Annotated in this window: 19 protein-coding genes; 8 read left to right on the top strand and 11 right to left on the bottom strand. The window is 54.6% G+C overall.

What is annotated here, in order from left to right:
- Position 1 precedes the first annotated feature (1 nt).
- The 4 genes from HY788_14140 to hisB all read right to left on the bottom strand — a co-directional run bounded on the left by HY788_14140 (position 2) and on the right by hisB (position 2,608).
- A complete protein-coding gene (locus tag HY788_14140; protein ID MBI4775286.1) occupies positions 2-199 on the bottom strand; it encodes a 30S ribosomal protein S21 in 198 nt (65 codons plus the stop codon).
- A 219-nt stretch (positions 200-418) separates the two neighbouring features.
- A complete protein-coding gene (gene hisA, locus HY788_14135) occupies positions 419-1,165 on the bottom strand; it encodes a 1-(5-phosphoribosyl)-5-[(5-phosphoribosylamino)methylideneamino]imidazole-4-carboxamide isomerase (GenBank protein ID MBI4775285.1) in 747 nt (248 codons plus the stop codon).
- Between the two features lie 10 nt (positions 1,166-1,175).
- Entirely contained in the window at positions 1,176-1,625 is a 450-nt protein-coding gene (locus HY788_14130; GenBank protein ID MBI4775284.1) for a hypothetical protein, read from the bottom strand.
- 395 nt (positions 1,626-2,020) lie between these two features.
- Positions 2,021-2,608 (bottom strand): imidazoleglycerol-phosphate dehydratase HisB, encoded by a 588-nt coding sequence (gene hisB, locus HY788_14125; protein ID MBI4775283.1) that lies wholly within the window; start codon positions 2,606-2,608, stop codon positions 2,021-2,023.
- A gap of 220 nt (positions 2,609-2,828) precedes the next feature.
- Here hisB and HY788_14120 point away from each other — a divergent pair, with 220 nt between their 5' ends.
- Positions 2,829-3,941 (top strand): aminopeptidase P family protein, encoded by a 1,113-nt coding sequence (locus tag HY788_14120; GenBank protein ID MBI4775282.1) that lies wholly within the window; start codon positions 2,829-2,831, stop codon positions 3,939-3,941.
- 71 nt (positions 3,942-4,012) lie between these two features.
- Here the strand turns inward: HY788_14120 and larB are convergent, their stop codons facing one another.
- Both larB and HY788_14110 read right to left on the bottom strand, forming a co-directional pair.
- Entirely contained in the window at positions 4,013-4,759 is a 747-nt protein-coding gene (gene larB / locus HY788_14115) for a nickel pincer cofactor biosynthesis protein LarB (protein ID MBI4775281.1), read from the bottom strand.
- Between the two features lie 182 nt (positions 4,760-4,941).
- Positions 4,942-7,266, bottom strand: coding sequence for a cysteine--tRNA ligase (locus HY788_14110; GenBank protein MBI4775280.1), 2,325 nt, complete (start codon positions 7,264-7,266; stop codon positions 4,942-4,944).
- Between the two features lie 395 nt (positions 7,267-7,661).
- Here HY788_14110 and HY788_14105 point away from each other — a divergent pair, with 395 nt between their 5' ends.
- The 3 genes from HY788_14105 (at position 7,662) to HY788_14095 (ending at position 8,772) form a co-directional block, all read left to right on the top strand.
- Positions 7,662-7,817 (top strand): DUF2080 family transposase-associated protein, encoded by a 156-nt coding sequence (locus HY788_14105; protein MBI4775279.1) that lies wholly within the window; start codon positions 7,662-7,664, stop codon positions 7,815-7,817.
- A 25-nt stretch (positions 7,818-7,842) separates the two neighbouring features.
- A complete protein-coding gene (locus tag HY788_14100) occupies positions 7,843-8,283 on the top strand; it encodes a GNAT family N-acetyltransferase (protein ID MBI4775278.1) in 441 nt (146 codons plus the stop codon).
- Between the two features lie 198 nt (positions 8,284-8,481).
- Entirely contained in the window at positions 8,482-8,772 is a 291-nt protein-coding gene (locus HY788_14095) for a 4Fe-4S binding protein (GenBank protein ID MBI4775277.1), read from the top strand.
- A 174-nt stretch (positions 8,773-8,946) separates the two neighbouring features.
- On the opposite strand, the gene HY788_14090 is transcribed toward HY788_14095, so the two are convergent.
- The 3 genes from HY788_14090 to HY788_14080 form a co-directional block, all read right to left on the bottom strand.
- The gene (locus HY788_14090; protein MBI4775276.1) at positions 8,947-9,198 is read right to left on the bottom strand and encodes a DUF2007 domain-containing protein; all 252 of its coding nucleotides are present in this window, start codon (positions 9,196-9,198) and stop codon (positions 8,947-8,949) included.
- 324 nt (positions 9,199-9,522) lie between these two features.
- A complete protein-coding gene (locus HY788_14085) occupies positions 9,523-9,747 on the bottom strand; it encodes a hypothetical protein (protein MBI4775275.1) in 225 nt (74 codons plus the stop codon).
- A 107-nt stretch (positions 9,748-9,854) separates the two neighbouring features.
- Positions 9,855-10,292 carry a response regulator gene (locus HY788_14080; GenBank protein ID MBI4775274.1) on the bottom strand — a complete coding sequence of 146 codons (438 nt, stop codon included), beginning with the start codon at positions 10,290-10,292 and terminating at the stop codon, positions 9,855-9,857.
- 171 nt (positions 10,293-10,463) lie between these two features.
- Between HY788_14080 and rfaE1 the strand changes: the two genes are divergently transcribed.
- The 4 genes from rfaE1 (at position 10,464) to HY788_14060 (ending at position 14,292) form a co-directional block, all read left to right on the top strand.
- Positions 10,464-11,963: a D-glycero-beta-D-manno-heptose-7-phosphate kinase gene (gene rfaE1, locus HY788_14075; GenBank protein ID MBI4775273.1), complete on the top strand. Its 1,500-nt coding sequence runs from the start codon at positions 10,464-10,466 to the stop codon at positions 11,961-11,963.
- A 201-nt stretch (positions 11,964-12,164) separates the two neighbouring features.
- Positions 12,165-12,467, top strand: a complete 303-nt coding sequence (locus HY788_14070) for a chalcone isomerase family protein (GenBank protein MBI4775272.1) — start codon at positions 12,165-12,167, stop codon at positions 12,465-12,467.
- A 36-nt stretch (positions 12,468-12,503) separates the two neighbouring features.
- Positions 12,504-12,728, top strand: a complete 225-nt coding sequence (locus HY788_14065) for a chalcone isomerase family protein (protein MBI4775271.1) — start codon at positions 12,504-12,506, stop codon at positions 12,726-12,728.
- A gap of 85 nt (positions 12,729-12,813) precedes the next feature.
- The gene (locus HY788_14060; GenBank protein MBI4775270.1) at positions 12,814-14,292 is read left to right on the top strand and encodes an SGNH/GDSL hydrolase family protein; all 1,479 of its coding nucleotides are present in this window, start codon (positions 12,814-12,816) and stop codon (positions 14,290-14,292) included.
- A gap of 4 nt (positions 14,293-14,296) precedes the next feature.
- Here the strand turns inward: HY788_14060 and HY788_14055 are convergent, their stop codons facing one another.
- Positions 14,297-15,157: a methyltransferase domain-containing protein gene (locus HY788_14055; protein ID MBI4775269.1), complete on the bottom strand. Its 861-nt coding sequence runs from the start codon at positions 15,155-15,157 to the stop codon at positions 14,297-14,299.
- A gap of 173 nt (positions 15,158-15,330) precedes the next feature.
- Positions 15,331-17,076 (bottom strand): long-chain fatty acid--CoA ligase, encoded by a 1,746-nt coding sequence (locus HY788_14050; GenBank protein MBI4775268.1) that lies wholly within the window; start codon positions 17,074-17,076, stop codon positions 15,331-15,333.
- Positions 17,077-17,188: the final 112 nt, after the last annotated feature.

Here is a 17,188-nt window from a genome sequence, read left to right as displayed (position 1 = left end):
GTTAGCCCCGCATGCGTCTCATCCGCTTTAGCGCGCGTTTCTTGGCGGCCAAGGCTTTTCGTTTTTTCCTGATGCTTGGTTTTTCGTAGTGTTCGCGTTTTCGGATTTCAGATAGAATTCCCGCTTTTTCGCACTGTTTCTTGAAGCGTCTCAGAGCGAGCTCGAAAGGTTCGCCCTCTTTCACACGGACGCCTGGCATGTAATAATCACTCCCTCCGGTAAGGTATCGATCCAATCCAACTAAAAGATATAATATGCTTCATTATTACCGTTTTGTCAAGTTATTTTTCTATTTTCTGTTCCCGCCGGAAATATCCGCTTCCTCCAACGAATGTGACGCCTGCCCGGCCTTCAGCCCGGCCGCGACAAAAAAACCCCGGTTCCCGCCGGCATTGGACGCAGCCCGATCCAAATGCACCTAATCCGGAACGCTCGAAGGGTGGCTCCGCACCAAAGCGAGGGCTTCCGAAAGGTCCAGCGTGCCTTCGTATATGGCTCTGCCGGTGATAACTCCGGCCAGGCCTTCCATTTCCAACGGCATGAGTTCACGAACATCGTCCAGGGACCGGATCCCTCCGGCGCAGATGACCGGTAGTTGTACCGTACGGCACATCCGCCTCGTACTTTCGATATTCGGGCCCGAACGCATCCCATCGCGACCGATATCGGTGAATATGATGGCAGCCACTCCGGACGCTGCGAGACTTCGCGCCAAATCGAAGGGATTCACAGCCGTTGTTTCAGTCCAACCCTGAACGGCTACACGGTCATTCCGGGCATCGATTCCTGCAACGATCTTTCCTTCAAACCTCCTGCACGCTTCCTCGAGCAGCTGGGGATTCTGTTGCGCCACGGTTCCCAGAATGACCCGATCCAATCCAAGATCCAGGTACGATTCGATGCTGTGAAGATCCCTTATGCCGCCTCCTATCTGAACCGGTATGGAAACCGCTTTCAAAATTTCCTGAATTGCGCGCCTGTTCTGCGGGCTCTCTTTGACGGCTCCGTCGAGGTCGACCACGTGTAAACGTTCCGCCCCGCACCGCTGCCATCGTTCCGCCATTTGAGCCGGATTTTCCGAAAATACGGTTTCTCTGTCCATGCGTCCCTGAAACAGCCGAACGCATTTACCGTTTTTTATGTCCACCGCCGGAATGACAATCAAAACAAATCTCCTAACGTCCCTGCTTGAGGGGGAAAGTCTCCATGACCTCGTCAAGTCCCAAAGCAGCGAGCTGGCTCGCGGTCAGCCAACGTCCCCCGGCTTTGACAAACTCTCCCACGTCGAAAATGTTTCTCGACAGATCCTTCTGTCGCCGCACAAAAGATCCTCTCCACAAAACGCTGCTGTCCGCCAGGCGGAGCAAGGCCAAATCGAAAGCTACGTACGCCGGGAATTCGACTCCATAAGCGGTTCCCTTCTTGTCTTCGAAGGCGAACAAGTGACACAACAGCGCAACTTCCGCTCCGGTCGATTCCGCGATCTCTTTTGAAAATTTGGCCAACGATTCCTTATCCGGTCCCGATTCGATATCGTACTCGCGCCATACGCGCTTGCTCCATTCAGTTCCCACGAAAATCATTCCCGGGTCGCGATCGAGGCGCTCTCTCAACAAAAGATCCATGTTGACCGCCGCTCCTTCGTCTATACTGCCTGCCAGGTATGTGCCACCCCCAAAGGGGGAGCGAACAACATTCTGGCCCACTGGAGGCCGGACGGTCTGAAAGGGCAAGACTGCGACGGAACGGTAGTCGAGGGTCTGGGGCTCGACCGCTTTCTGACCGCGTGCGCAAGAAAAAGAGAGAAATAGTACGGTTGCGCAAAGGACTGCCGAGCAACACCGAGGGATTTTGCAGCTCATTTTCCAGGATTCCTTATCATGTGATGTGAATAAATGTCCGGTGCCCGTACAAACATCATCAATGAATGGTTGTCTTCTGTCTGAGGTAACGAAACACGCCTCGAACAAACAAGGCCTACTTATGTCGAAAAACGGGGATCGGCGAATCGTTTTCCGCGCTACAGCGTTCCCTTCGTCGAAGGTATACCCGGACAACGTTCATCCAGGGCCACCGCCTGTCTCAGCGCCCGGCCTAATCCTTTGAAGCATGCCTCGTAGATGTGGTGGGTATTCTCGCCATGTACCAAGTTTACATGTAAGGTCAGACCTGCCTGAAGCACCAGTGCTCTCATGAACTCCTTGATGACCTGAGTGTCGAAATTCAAGGAGGCGCTTTGAGCCGGGGGAAGATTCAAAACCAGGAATGGGCGATTGCTTATATCCAGCGCCACGGAAACCAGGGCTTCATCCATGGGCAAAGCAAGAGATGCGTATCGATGGATGCCTGCACAGTCACCCAGGGCGCGCCTCAGCGCCTGGCCCAGGCATATCCCCGTATCTTCCAGCGTGTGGTGATAATCGACTTCTATGTCGCCTTGCGCACGGATGGTGAGATCCATCGCACCGTGCGCCGCCATGAGGGTCAGCATATGGTCCATGAAAGGCAGGCCTGTCCGTATGTTGGCGACTCCGGTTCCGTCCAGGTTCACCGCGACTTCTATATCTGTTTCGTTTGTTTTCCGGGAGATGTCAGCTTTGCGTTGCATGTCAGGTCGCCCTTTTTATTTCGGACTGTAACTCAACGTTAATTCTGCATTATAATAAAGAATAACCCGTTTGTGTCAATTAAATACTGGGTGAAGAAACCATGTAACCTGACGCAAAGCCGAAGCAGGATCTAAAGCAAGATGATATAAAAGGCGGCTTCAAACCAGGCGGGCAATCTCTTATTGACTCCACACTGCAAAACCTTTACGAGGATCGGTCATGGCTCAATATATGAATAGAATCGATCGCCTGAGAGAACGTCTGGATGAATCTCGTCTGGACGGCCTTTTGGTCTCTATACCTTATAATAGGTACTATGTCAGCGGCTTCGCGGCGGATGATCCTCAGGTAATGGAAATCAGCGGTTTCGTGCTTGTGGGAAGGGACACGCGAGCGATCCTCACCGACGGCCGGTACGCAACCCAGGCGAGGAATGAAAGCCCGGATTTTCAAGTCTACGTTTACACGGCGGACCTTTTGCCCACGTTTCAAGAAGCCGTTTCAAAGGCGAACATCCGGCGATTGGGCATTGAAAGCCGGCATCTGAGTGTATACCTGTTCGACAAACTCTCAGAGGGGCTTGGACAAAAGAACGTCGAGCTCGTCAAAACCGAAGACGTGGTTGAACCGTTACGATCGATAAAGGATCCTGATGAGTTGGACCGCGTTGTCGCCGCGCTGAGGGTGACGGAAAAGGCTTTCAAGGAAGTTCTGGAACAGCTCCGCCCGGGGATGACCGAACGGGAGGTCGCTTCCATGATCGAGTCGGCCATGACGGCTTCCGGTGCTCAGGGAGTGGCTTTTGACTCCATCGTGGCCTCGGGTCCCAACGCCGCCATGCCGCATGCCGTGCCCACGGACCGTAACATCCGGGAGGGGGAGCCCATCATTTTCGATATCGGGGCCAGGAAAGACATGTACTGTTCCGATATGTCGCGAACCGTGTTTCTTGGAGAACCGGACGAACGGTTCAGGGAAATCTATGGAATCGTCAGAAAGGCTCAACTACGAGCCATCGAAGGCTTGAAACCCGGCATGAAGACCGACGAAGCCGATGCATTGGCGCGGGACGTCATCGACCAGGCCGGGTATGGGGAGTTCTTCCTGCATTCCCTGGGTCACGGCGTAGGAATTGCCACGCATGAGCCTCCGTCCCTGAGACGCATATTCCCTGTCGAACTCACGGAAAACATGGTGATCACCATCGAGCCCGGCATCTACCTGCCCGAGTGGGGCGGCGTGCGTCTGGAAGAAATGGTGGTCATCCGAAAGAACGGCGCCGAGCTTTTAAACGAGGAAAAAACGTTCTACCGGTTTGACGAGGAACGTTAGCAACCAACAGACCTTCACTTCAGCCTGTTATACGGGGCCGTACAAATTGATTCCACAACATATACGGCCCCTCAGATCCGGTCCATTTGATTGATGAGAGAGGCCAGATAGGCGGCGCCGAATCCGTTGTCGATGTTGACAACAGCCACATTGGACGCGCAAGAGTTCAACATGCCGAGGAGGGCCGCCAGTCCTCCAAAACTCGCGCCGTAACCTACGCTTGTGGGAACGGCGATAACGGGACGCCGCACCAAGCCTCCGACGACACTTGGAAGCGCTCCTTCCATTCCGGCCACCACGATGAATACGCGGGCCTTTTCCATCAGCGCCCTTTTCGCCAGAAGGCGGTGAACCCCGCTGACGCCTACATCGAAGAGAGGGATGACTTCGTTGCCGAAAAACCGGGATACGCTCACGGCTTCTTCAGCCACCGGCATGTCCGAGGTCCCGGCGCTGATGATCATGATCGAGCCCACCGGATCGGGCCGCGCGGACTTTCTGGACAAGGCAAACGTCCGGGCCGTCGGATTGTATTCGGCATCGGGGAACTGTTTAACGAGCTCGGCGCTCTTTTCCTGGGACAAACGGGTTACCAGAACGCGGTCGTTTGTCGATGCCAGGCTTTTGACGATGGACGCGATCTGCGGAACGGTTTTTCCCTGACCGAAGACCACCTCGGGGAAACCCTGACGGAAAGGTCTATGATGGTCCACCGTGGCGAACCCCAGCTCTTCGAAGGGGTATATTTTTAAGCGTTCGACGCCCTGATCCACGGAGACCTCTCCCCGGCGGACCTGCTCCAAAAGAGTTTTCAATATGGTTTTTCAACGGCCTGTAACAACCCGGCTTTTTCAACGGGCTGTTAAGGTGATTTTGAACCGTGAGCCTCTCATTACGTATTCATGCGCCCCGCTTTTTTGACAGGCGCCTTGTTGTCGCAGTCCGGGAAAGATGAGTCGAGGACCGTGCGTGTTGTTCTCCCATAATTACGAAACAGGGGTCAATCATTCTCGTCGTGGGTTTCGCGATACCATCGGGTCCCTTCCGGACCGTCGACGAGCACAACGCCCATTTCGTGCAGCTCGTTCCTCAACCGGTCCGCTTCCTTCCAATCTTTCTCCCGCCGGGCCAGTTCCCGCTTTTCAAGGAGTATCTCTTCTTGCTCGGTGAGTTGATCCGAAGGGAAATCCATAATCTTCAGCACGGAATCGAAGCTTTTCAGTAACTCCAGAATCTCGTTCATCTGCCCCCGGCTCAGTTCTTGTTTCGAGATCATGGAATTCACCTGACGCACGAACGAGTATAACGCAGCCAGCGCACCGGGTGCATTCAAATCGTCGTCCATGGCGTTGCTGAACCCTTTCTTTACCTCGTACAGCAACTGAGGAGTCTCTTTAATCTCAGGTCCGCCTTTTGCAAAGGTCAGCCTTCGAATACATTCGTTGAGTCTGCCCAACGTGTTGCGAGCGATTTCGAGAGCTTCGGGGGAATAGTTGATCGGTTTACGGTAGTGTTGGCTGAGCAGCCAGTACCGTACTTCGCGTCCGGTGTAGCCCGCTTGGACCAGTTCCCTGAACGTCACGCTTCCTCCCTCGGCCCGGGACATCTTCCTTCCATCAGCCATTACGGGTTCCGAGTGCAGCCAATAGTTGGCAAACCGCTTTCCAGTCAGAGCTTCCACAATGGCGATCTCATTCTCATGATGGGGGAATATCAGGTCCGAGCCGCTTGTATGGATGTCGATGGACTCACCGAGATGTTTCGTGGCCATGGCCGCACACTGTATATGCCACCCGGGGCGTACGTTGCCCCACGGAGTCTTGTAAAAGATCCCCCGTTTGAGTTCCGCGAGGGTTGAACGTTTAAGTAGAGTGAAATCTCTTGGATTGTCCTTTTCGTATTCGTCCAGATCCACGGTCTTGCCGATGTGAATCTTGCTCAAGTCTACACGGGACAGCCTTCCATACCTCCCGAACCGGGAGATATCGAAATAAACCGACCGAAATTTCTCGTAGGCGAAGCCTTTGTCCAGAAGCCTTTTCGTGATGTCCAACATCTCGTTGATGGTTTCGGTGGGCCGCGGATAATGAGACGCTCGCTTCACGTTCAGCAGGTCGATGTCTTTCAGAATTTCGTTGATGTATTCCTCGGTGAAGGTCTTCAGGTCTTTTCCGGCAGCCTCGGAGCCGGTGATGGTCTTGTCATCGATATCCGTAATGTTCATGACATGCGTGACCTGGAAGCCGCGATACTCGAGATGCCGTCTCAACAGGTCCGTGAATACGATACGGCGGCATGTATCCAGATGGGGGAGTTCGTGAGCCGTCGGCCCGCACGAATATATGGTCGCCTTGCCTTCCTGGAGGGGAGTGAAATCCTCTTTATCGCGGGTCAGTGTGTTGAAGAACTGGAGCTGGGAAGGCCGCTTGTGCTGAAAGAGGGTCGTACTGAGATAGCGTTCGCCTCCGTCCGGAAAGAGCACCACGATCAGCCCGTCATCCAGTTCCTGGGCGATTCGGTATGCCAGAGCCATGGAGGCGCCGGCGCTCATGCCCACCAGGATACCTTCCTCCCGGGCCAGACGGCGGCTCATTTCGAAGGCTTCTTCGTCCTCGATGTTCACCGTCTCGTCAAGTGCGCTTCGGTCAAAAATCCCGGGCTTATAGGATTCCTTCATGTTTTTGAGACCTTGGATCTTGTGCCCTAAAAAGGGCTCCATTCCCACGATTCGAATGTCGGGATTGAATTCCTTGAGCCGCTTACTCGTTCCCATCAGTGTTCCGGAGGTGCCCAGAGACGCAACGAAGTGGGTGATTTTGCCCTGCGTCTGCTCCCAGATCTCCACGCCTGTTCCTTGATAGTGGGCACGGATGTTATCCGGATTGTTGAATTGATCCGGCACGTAGTAACGCTCCGGATATTCGAGGGCCAGGCGGTAAACTTCCTCGATGGCGCCGTCCGTCCCAAGATGAGCAGGAGTGAGTAAAAGTTCGGCTCCGTACGCCCCTAGTATTCTTCTTCTCTCGACGCTGGCGGATTCGGGCATGGCAAGAGTGATCGAATATCCTTTGACAGCCGCCACCATGGCCAACCCGATTCCCGTGTTCCCGCTGGTAGGCTCCAGGATCGTTTTTCCTGGCAGTTCACCACGAGACTCCGCCCCCTCGATCATGGACAAGGCGACGCGGTCTTTCACCGATCCCCCTGGATTGCATAATTCGAGTTTGGCCATGATCCGCACGTTGTTCTTGGGCCGGAGTTTATGGATCTCCACCAGTGGCGTGTTGCCAATCAAGTCTAGAATATTGCCGCGTTTTTTGGTCATAAGCGTAACGGGCCCTCGCACCTCGTACGTGTACCGACCGGACGTCGGATCGCTAGGTCGCTTAAAATGAAAAGAATCTTAAAGCGTTACCTGAATACTAGATCAAACAGGAAAATTCAAACAAAAACCGGGTTGTCTTGGGCCTCCGGAGCCCGCTCGATGGTCCGCTGATTGGTGAAAGTCCCCGGAAGAAGCCCATATCGGTGAAACGTGCTTCGGCCTCGAACCCTTACCAGCAGCCGTCTGATCAGGAACCGGCCGGTGCTTTTTCCTTGACAACGCCGAAGAGCTATCATACAGTCACATTGTAGCTAAAGAGTAGTTTAACCTGTGATGAATATTAAGAAAACATCATGAAACCCAAAGATCCACCGAACAGCCAGCGAGAATCTCAAATGGATGAGGAAACTCCCAACAGGAACAGGGTGCGGTTTGAGGTTTACGGCGAAGAAATGATCGACAAAGAAGTAAAGCTCAGCGGCAACAGTGGCCGCGTGTACCTACCCCCCGACTGGGTGGGTAAGCACGTAAAAATAATCCGCATCGATTGAACGGTCGGCCCCAAAAGGTTCCTTTATGATCCCAGGTCTTATAGTCAGAGAATTACGCGAGGAAGACGTCGAAGAAGTTGTTCGAATTCATGGCGAAATCACCCGGAAACCCAGCCCGTCGGTAGTAGAAATGCTGGTCCGCGAGAACCTCGAGAAGAACAGAGGAGTCGGCTTCGTGGCGGAAATGGGAGGGCGGGTATTGGGTTTCATGATGGGAGAGATCAAACTCGGGTCCTTCGGGCTGGGACAAAGTTTCTGGATCGAAATGATGGCCGTCGACCCAAAACACATGGGTACGGGTATCGGACAGGCGATTGGGGAGCGTTTGTTCGAGTTCTGCAAAAGCAAAGGCGTGCTTGACGTATACACGGCGGTTCGCTGGGATTCGGGTGACATTCTTTCTTTCTTCAAAACCCTCGGCTTCGATCGAAGCAATTTCGTCAACTTGCGGAAAAGGCTTGAGTAAACTCGCTGGTGACGCATCCGATGCTGTGATGATTTACAGCTCGATGTGGCGGAATGGCCGCCTTCGGACCGTCGCCTGTAACGGGGAGGCGGGATGTGGTGGACCTGGATAGAGGCTCCTGCCGACCGAACCACCCTGTAGACCAAACCTGAACTGCTCGTCAGTCGATCCGGTCAACAAATTCCTGATAGGAAACATATGTTAGCGAATTACGGGTATACGGACGGGTCCGGAGATTATTTCATAACCATAGATACGGACGAGTGCAACGGCTGCGGCGACTGTGCCAAAGCCTGTCCCGCCGGAGTGATTGAAGTTCTGAATGAAGATCCGAATGACCCTTTCCGTGAGGAGCCCGTGGCCGTTGTTTCCGATGCTCGCCGGAAAAAGATCAAATACGAGTGCGGTCCGTGTAAACCTGCGGCAAAACGTCCTCCCTTGCCGTGCGTTTCCGCGTGCCGGCCGGGGGCCATGTCGCATTCGTGGTAATGTCCCGAATTAGACGGAAACGGTTCGACTCCGGACAACGCATTCCGCTCCTCCGTGAGGGAGACGCTTTTCCGCCTGAGGAAAGGTGGGGAACCCAGGACGGAGGACGAATCGTCTTAGGGCGATTTACGGTTCCCGGAAAAAGAACGCGGGTATCCGGGCGCCTAAAACCCGCTACTTCGGTTCGTCGAACGCCTTCCCCGTTTCTTCAATAATCGCTTCCGCTCGAACCTGGTCCGGCTCGGGCACATAAAGCCCTCCCCACCCTTTTGTGGATACATATAGCCCATCGTAGGCAGTATCTTTATACTCTTTGATCCAGACCGAGATTCCTTCCTCTTTCAAGGCGTGCGCGAGCTGGTCCGCTTCGAATTGGTTTTCCACAACATGCACTCGAACCCAGTGACTTTCCTTCGGATGGGGCATTTGACGCTCCTTGAACGCTTATCGGGAATGCAGGATGAGCTCCCGACCGATTTCGCGGCGCTCTCCTCTAACGACGATGCCGACGATAAGAAGGCGACATCGGTTCCGGAAGTTTGGAGAGCCTGAAAGCGTGTCCAGGACGGGCGATCACGCAATCCATGGCAAGGCGGGATAGATCCGCATGTCCGTTGTCGAAGTCTCCGTTTTTCCGGCGAAACCGACCCCCTCAACCGACATCCGGAATGCCCGTCGACGTCCAACGAGCCCAAGCGCCTTACCCTGACATGAACTACCGATGACGGCGGGTCAGAAAAGATCTTCGTCTCAGTTGGCGGGAGGGGTCTTGCGCGTGTAGATCACCTTGAATTCATCGGGCGCGAACTTGAGGCAAGCCTTACACGTGCCATCGTCGTCGTCCAGGTCCACCGCTTCGAGGCGGACTTCGAAGCCCAGAGCCTTGTACTCTTCGACAGCTTCGCTCAGACGCGGCTCATTGGTCAAGAACTGCTTTCGCCAGCCTTCTTTGTCAAGTTCCTTTTCCCGGGACATGGTCTGATCATTTAAGAGTGAGATCCCATGCATGCGACCAGGTCAATATTGTTCGCTCAGAAAGAGCGGAACCTTCGGCACGAGTATTGACGGGCGCGAAATGAGGGTCAGTGAGCGTTGAGCAGTTCCGCGACCTTGACCAGAAAGGCTTTAGGTTCCACCGGCTTATCCATATAAGCATCGCCCTGAATGCCTTCCGCACCTTCCGGAACGTCGAATCGGTCACCATACTCGGTTCTGACCGAGCTGACCATGAGAACGGGAGTGTCCCGGTAGTCTATGTATTCGGTGGTCATCTTCAGAGCCGCACTGACGTTAAAGCCCTCGAACATGGAATCCATCATAATGTCCAAGATAATCAAATCGGGGTCCTCAAGCGTAACCAGTTCGAGGCCTTCGGTTCCGTTCTTGGCGACGACTACCTCATACCCACCCGACTCGAGAATCAGTTTGGTGCTTTCGATAAAATCCGAATCGTCGTCTATGATCAGAATTTTCGCATTGCGTTTCACTGCGGCTCCCTCGTATTCCTGGATCGTTTCCATTGTACTATCCTAAACTTAGGCGACACTGTCAAGCAAAATCAATGCGCGCGTCGCGCTCTTGGGATGGGCTGTTTGAAGCGAGTCAGCGCGTGGTCAAACCACTCAATCTCGCTTTACAAACCCGCTTTTTTCAGGGTATGCATAGTCAGTTTGAAAAACATCCGAGGTCCCATGCTGATGACGGATCATCCTTGTGAATTGAATTTTAGCGGCCTTCAAGTCGAAGATATGCTCAGCCGGTTTTCCCTTTCCAGACTCCTGGTTATAGGTGACTTGATGCTGGATCGATACATCTGGGGGGCGGTGAACCGAATTTCTCCGGAAGCTCCGGTGCAAGTTCTCGAAGTGACCCATGAGACCGACGCCTTGGGGGGGGCTGGGAATGTCGCCAAGAACCTTGTGTCGTTCGCGCAAACCGTGTTTGTCATAGGAGTCCTGGGAGCCGATGCGGCCGGCGCACGTATCCGACAATGCTTCGAGGATCTGGGTGTGGATACTCGAGATCTCGTGGAAGACGAAACGAGGGTTACCACCCAAAAAACTCGAATTATCGCAGGCAACCATCAGATGATGCGGGTTGACCGGGAGCTGCGGCTTCCTCTGTCGCCCGGATTGGCATCGGATGTGATCGAACGCGCCCGGGGAATCATAGACTCGATGGATGCCGTCCTGCTGTCCGACTACGGCAAAGGCATGTTTTCCAAGGACGTGCTTCGCGAGCTGATCCAGTTAGCTGCATCCAAGCGCAAACCTATCGTTGTGGACCCCAAAGGCGTCGATTATAAGCGGTACGCAGGGGCCACCATTATCACACCGAACCGAAAGGAGGCGTCGTTGGCCTCGGGCGTCGATATTGATGACGACGAGGATTCCCTCAAGGAAGCAGTGAACCGGCTACGACGGGAGTTGGATAGCACCCATATATTGGTGACGCTTGGCGCCAAAGGTATGGCCCTCTTCACTTCAGACGGGAAGCAGGTTCATATTCCGGCTACGGCCAGGGAAGTGTATGACGTTTCCGGTGCGGGAGACACCGTGATCTCGTTTCTGGGGCTGGGGATAAGTTCCGGATTCAGTCTGGAGCGTTCCGCTGCGCTGGCCAACGCGGCCGCAGGAATCGTTGTGGGTAAAGTGGGGACGGCAACGCTCACCCCGCAAGAACTCAGGGAAGCGCTCTTGGGAAGCCGCGACCCGCTGACACGGAAGATCCGTGAAGTCGGCGGCCTCATTCAGGAAGTCCAAGAACTCAAGAGACGCGGAAAAACCGTGGTATTTACCAACGGGTGTTTTGACTTGCTTCATGCGGGGCATATCCGGCTTCTGGAAGCGTCTAAGAGGTTGGGCGATGTACTGATCGTTGCAGTGGACGACGACGAGTCCATCCAAAAACTGAAGGGTGACGGTCGACCCATATTGAAACAGGACGAACGCCTGCGGATCCTGGCGGCGCTGGATTCGGTTGATTTTCTCTGTCTGTTTTCATCTCCCGACTTGAAAGAACTCCTCGATCAGCTCAAACCTGACGTGCTCACCAAAGGTGCGAATTACTCGCACAGTCAGATACGCGGCAGAGAAGTGGTGGAGCGTCATGGAGGGCGGGTGGTGGCCATACCCCTCGAGCCGGTAGCTTCCATATCCGGACTGATCCAACGGATTCGGCAAAACGGGTAGCCCTGAGAAGAACGCGTGGTCATCGATTTCTGAAAAAGATCCCGGTGCCCGGAGAACCGGACTCCTTCGAAGGCTGTGACTTCGTTCGGGAAAAAGCCGAATCCGTATCAATGGAATGTCAGGCGTGCGCAATGCACGATCAGGGAATGGATGCACGTGCGTTCACGGTGTGTTTCTTAGCTCACTAGAAAGGAGCCGACCATGTACAGAAGACTGTGTTGGGTGCTGTTGAGCGTATTCATGATGACGTCCGTTTCTGCCGCCAAAGAAATCGGAGGGGTGAACCTGCCCGATTCGATGATGGCCGGGGATGCTCAATTGGCGTTAAACGGAGCAGGGTTACGTAAGAAAGTGTTTATAAAGGTTTATTCCGGGGCCCTGTACTTGAAGCAGGCAAACTCGGACGCCCGAGCCATTATTGACGCGGACGAGCCGATGGCGATTCGTATGCACTTCATCTACGACGGCGTATCCGCGGAGAAACTGGTCGAGTCCTGGAATTAAGGCTTCAACAACGCTACGGGTGGCGACCTCGCTCCTATCAAGAACCAGGTGGACCGGTTCAATGGTCTTTTCACCGAAGAGGCCAAGTCGAACGATGTGTACGACATCATCTACATCCCCGGCAAGGGAATCACCGTAACGAGGAATGGGCAATTATTGGGGAACATAGAAGGGTTTGATTTCAAGAAGGCCGTGTTTTCGATCTGGCTCGGTGAGAAACCGGCGGATTCAAGTTTGAAAAAAGGGATGCTGGGGAGCTAGAATCCTCTATTGGTTTGGAAAAGAGACTCCTCGATCCATTCGAGCCGATCGACAACGCAGCTTACGAGGAGGGAACCGATTCCAGGTGAACCAGTTGCCGCCATCGAACCGACTGATCGGCTTCCTGTTGATTCTGTCGTCCGTGAGCCTCACGCTCGCCGTTTTATGCGGCTCGTACCTGTATTTCAATTTCTCTCGCATAAAGTCGTTGGAAACCGAGTTGCTTTCAGCTCGAGCGGTCCAGGAAAGGCTCTTCCAGGGGCAACGGACGGATCATGCATTATACCCGCATCAGAAGGGACACATTGGTTTTGTGTTAAACCCCCATATGGAGCAAGCCACGCTCTGGGGGCTTCTCGACCGTCCGTATCCCGTGAATTCCTTAGGACTGCGCGGCGCTCCCGTGAAACCCAAGAAGGCCGGAGTACAGCGGATCCTGCTTGTCGGGGATTCATGGTTTTTTGGGTGGCTGTTGGAAGAGAAGGACAAACTGGAACACCAACTGCGGACGCTTCTTTCAGCCAGGGTGAAGGGACGAGAGTACGAAGTGATTACCGTGGCGATGCCGGGATGGAACGTGCGCAGTCAAGACGCTTTTCTCGGGAGCCACTGGAGCATTCTGGATCCGGACTTCATTATATGGGCGATGTGCACCAACGATGCGGAAGATATTGGCGGAGTCGTGCCCCCGGGTGTTCTTGGCTATTATCTGAGTCCGCAGAACCCCGAGTCCGCGCCCTTGACCTTGATGGGAAAGTACGCGAGCTATCCCATGCCCTTTGTTTTAGAACGTCACCGGCATAACTTGCAGGTTATAGAGGAATTTGAAAAGAAACAGGGAATCGGAGTACTCCTGCTGATCATCGACATCAGACCCGCCCTTTTTGCTCTCGTCTCGGAGCGGACTCCCCCCACCGTCCCCGTGTTGTTCCTGCCGTTCGGCTCCTATGCGGAAGACAAGCGTCGCCTGGTTTCCGAGTCTCCTCGTGACGGGCATCCCAGCGCCTGGTTCAACGGAATCATTGCACTGGGCTTAATGCATCAGATGGGTAAAATGCAGGCGATCCCAACCCCGCTTTACGGAGAGAGCGATCAGGAGGTTCTGGCAAACTTCGAGGCGGAAAACCGTCACATGATAACGGATGCTGAAGTGGACGAATACATCCGCGATTGTGTCACCGGCACGCAAAAGGAGTATCATGCGGGAGGTGAAGCTGGGGATCTACCCGGCTTCGGCATCTCCAAAGACGGGGCGCTTTCCGACCACGGCGTGCTATACCTGAAGACGGGCGAGGCGGCTGAAAAGGTAAGCTTGGACTTGGCCGTTCCGGAACGACTGCTGAATGCGCCGAACACGATATGGATTACGGTTCGGGATTTCGAAGGAAGAGAGCGCAGCGTGGAAAAAGACATCCGAGGAGAGTCACTCTCCGTGGATGTTGAGCTGCCCTTGCCGAGAAGCCGCTATCCGCTGGTGGAAGTCGAATGGCGGTTCAGGCGGGTCGCTTGCCGGACGCCGTATTCCTGCGTTTCAGCCATCCTGCTCCGAATGTACTCCAACTGAGCACTCACTGTTTCATGGCGATGAAATAGGCGCGGGAGAATTCAGCCTTGGCCGCATATTCCATTTCAATTTCGAATACACCGTAAAGTTCGTAAATCTGTCTGAATCCTGAATAGTAGAGGGCCTTGATAAGGGATTCGTGCGTGGGCCAGAACGACTTTGCGTTCGAAACGGCGGCCCATGGATGGTGCTCGTCCGTGGGCTCGTTTTCCCATTCCGTGTACCATCTTCCCCAATAGGGCTCCGCATCGAATTCCACGCAGGTCAGTTCCCCGAGATCGTTCTTATACCTGCAATGATCCATGGCGCCGGGCCCGGGAGCAAAATGGGTGTCCAGAAACAAAAGTCCCGTGTCGGTACAAAGATCGGACAGGTCCTCGATGGTGTCGAACGGCGTATCGAGATGGTACAGGATGCCGCAGCAGAGGATGACCTCGAATGGTTCGAGCCGGAGGCGGGAGATGTGCTTGACGTCTTCCTGAATGAACGACAGGTTCGGTAGTTCGAAGTAATCGGCGATCAGGGAACATTTTTCGAAGTTGGTCCGCCTGGCCTCCATTCCCAGCGTACGCACGCCCAAACGCGCCATGGCGAAGGATATGCCGCCTTCGAGGCATCCCAGATCCAGGCAGCGGATGTCTTTGGGGTCCCTGTGAATGAGCTTGCGCACGCTGCCCTGGATGGCCAGAACCCGTTCGTCGTCCGTAATGAGCGGGCGCTTGTCACCCAACGTGCTCAGGGTGTCGGTCAGTGGAATGTTATGTGAAGTCCAGGAAGAGGCAAGAATGGCGTCGAGGATGTTCCTATCAGGCCGACGCATCCTGGATCGGATCCGATCTTCTGCGGTTTCGGAAAATGATGTCACGGACGACCTCCGGGGAAAAAAGCGGGACGCTCTGAGCGGTTTCGGCCGAAAAGCCTGCCATTCGGCTCAGCTCTGTATATCAGAAAGAGCGATCGTTTGCCAGAAAGCGATGAGAACGAGCCGGCCTCGTTGCGTCTATTGGAAATCCGATCCCCTCCGTTCCGGAGTACCCATCATGCGGCTCCATGCTTCTTTCGTTCCTCGTCCCTGAGCACTCTTCTCAACACTTTTCCCACGGTTGACATCGGCAACGCGTCTCGAAACTCGATGGATCGCGGCCTCTTGTAACCGGCCATGCGCTCCCGGCAGAAACCGATTATTTCCTCCTCCGTGGCTTGCGCACCCGGTTTCAATTGAATGAATGCTTTCACCGATTCCCCGGTACGGGAGTCGGGTACGCCCACCACGGCAGCCTGGGCGACTTTCGGATGTTCGTACAGCACTTCCTCGATCTCCCTCGGGTAGGCGTTGAACCCTCCCACAATGATCAGGTCCTTTTTCCTGTCGGTGATAGTGAGGAAACCGTCGTCGTCCAGATGACCGATGTCTCCGGTCAGGAAAAAGCGCCTGCCGTCGATTTCGCGAAACACATTTCGATCCTCTTCCGGCTTGCTCCAATAGCCTTTCATGACCTGCGGACCTGAAACCGCGATTTCGCCGTCTTCTCCCAAGGCTTTCTCGTTCATGCCCTCTTCGAGGTCAAGGATTCGAATTTCGCACCCCGGAATGGGCATTCCCACGGTGCCTATTTTTCGATGTTCCAGGTTCGTGGGATTTATGGTCACCACGGGCCCGGTCTCCGTGAGTCCGTATCCTTCGAAGATAATCGCCCCGGTTTTCTCTTCGAACTGTTTGAGCGTTTCGACCGGGAGCGGTGCGGCTCCCGACCCGCAGCCCACGATGGAGGTAAGATCGAATTTGTCGACGAGGGGGTGGTTCAGAAACGCCGAGTAGATCGTCGGAACTGCGGTGACAATCGTGATCTTGTAATCCTGAATGGACTTGATCACCTCCGTGAAAGGGGGTTTTCCCGCTCGGGGATCCGGTATGCACACCAGCCGGGACGCATTGATCGTGGCCATAAGCATGCACAGGGTCAAACCGAAACTGTGATACCACGGGAGTACGCCGAGATAGGTATGGGCTCCGCCCTTGACCGCTTTCCGAGGCGCCGCGCCGGGACTCGGGGGAAGGCGGATCCACTCTTGGGAACTCATCACGTTGTACGTCAGGCTTGCATGGGTCAGGCAGGCTCCTTTGGGCACGCCTGTCGTCCCTCCCGTGTAAAGGACAAGCGCCAGATCGTTTGTCGGATCAATGGATATGTCGGGAGGGTGGGGCTCCGCGGACGCCACCACGTCGTCGAACATCAAATGCCCGGGTTCGTGCCGGTCCGCCTTGGGAATCTTACCGAGCATGGATCCCAGGAATCCTCTCAGGGTGGGCAGGTAGGATTTGATGTTGCATACCACGATCGTGTCCACGGCGGTCCCTTTTGCCGCTTCCGACAGCATGGGATAGAAAGCCGGATGATCCATGACGAACGCCGCTTTGGCGCCGCAATCCGCGAGCTGGTACTTCAATTCCGAAGCTTTGTAGAGCGGATTGCAAGTAACGCACACGCCTCCGGATTTCAGGATGCCGAAGAAGATGGGAACGTATTGAGGGATGTTGGGGAGGAAAATCGCTACGCGATCTCCCCGTTTGATTCCCCGGCCGACCAGAAAATGAGCGAGGCGGTCTGCCGTGTCTTTGACCTGGCGGAAAGTACGAATCGCGCCCTGAAAGATGGTGAAGGCGGCGTCAGGGAACTCGCGTGCGGAGTTGTCCAGGAGTGAGAAAAGTGGTTGTCGCCATCCCTCGACGTCGTAGGGAACACCCTCGGGCCATTTGGCCCCCTGCCATGGCTTCCGGTTCATGACCGTCTCCCCCAACTGAAGTTATGTCAAAAGAACGGGATCTCGAGAACAACTCACATGAGAGCATATTGTATACCAAATCGGGGGCTTTTCTCCAGTCCATTCGGGAACC

The sequence above is a fragment of the Deltaproteobacteria bacterium genome, from assembly GCA_016208165.1.
Taxonomy (GTDB): Bacteria; Desulfobacterota; Desulfarculia; order JACQYL01; family JACQYL01; genus JACQYL01.
Note: the sequence above shows the minus strand (reverse complement) of the source record. Positions and strands in the feature narration are given on the sequence as shown.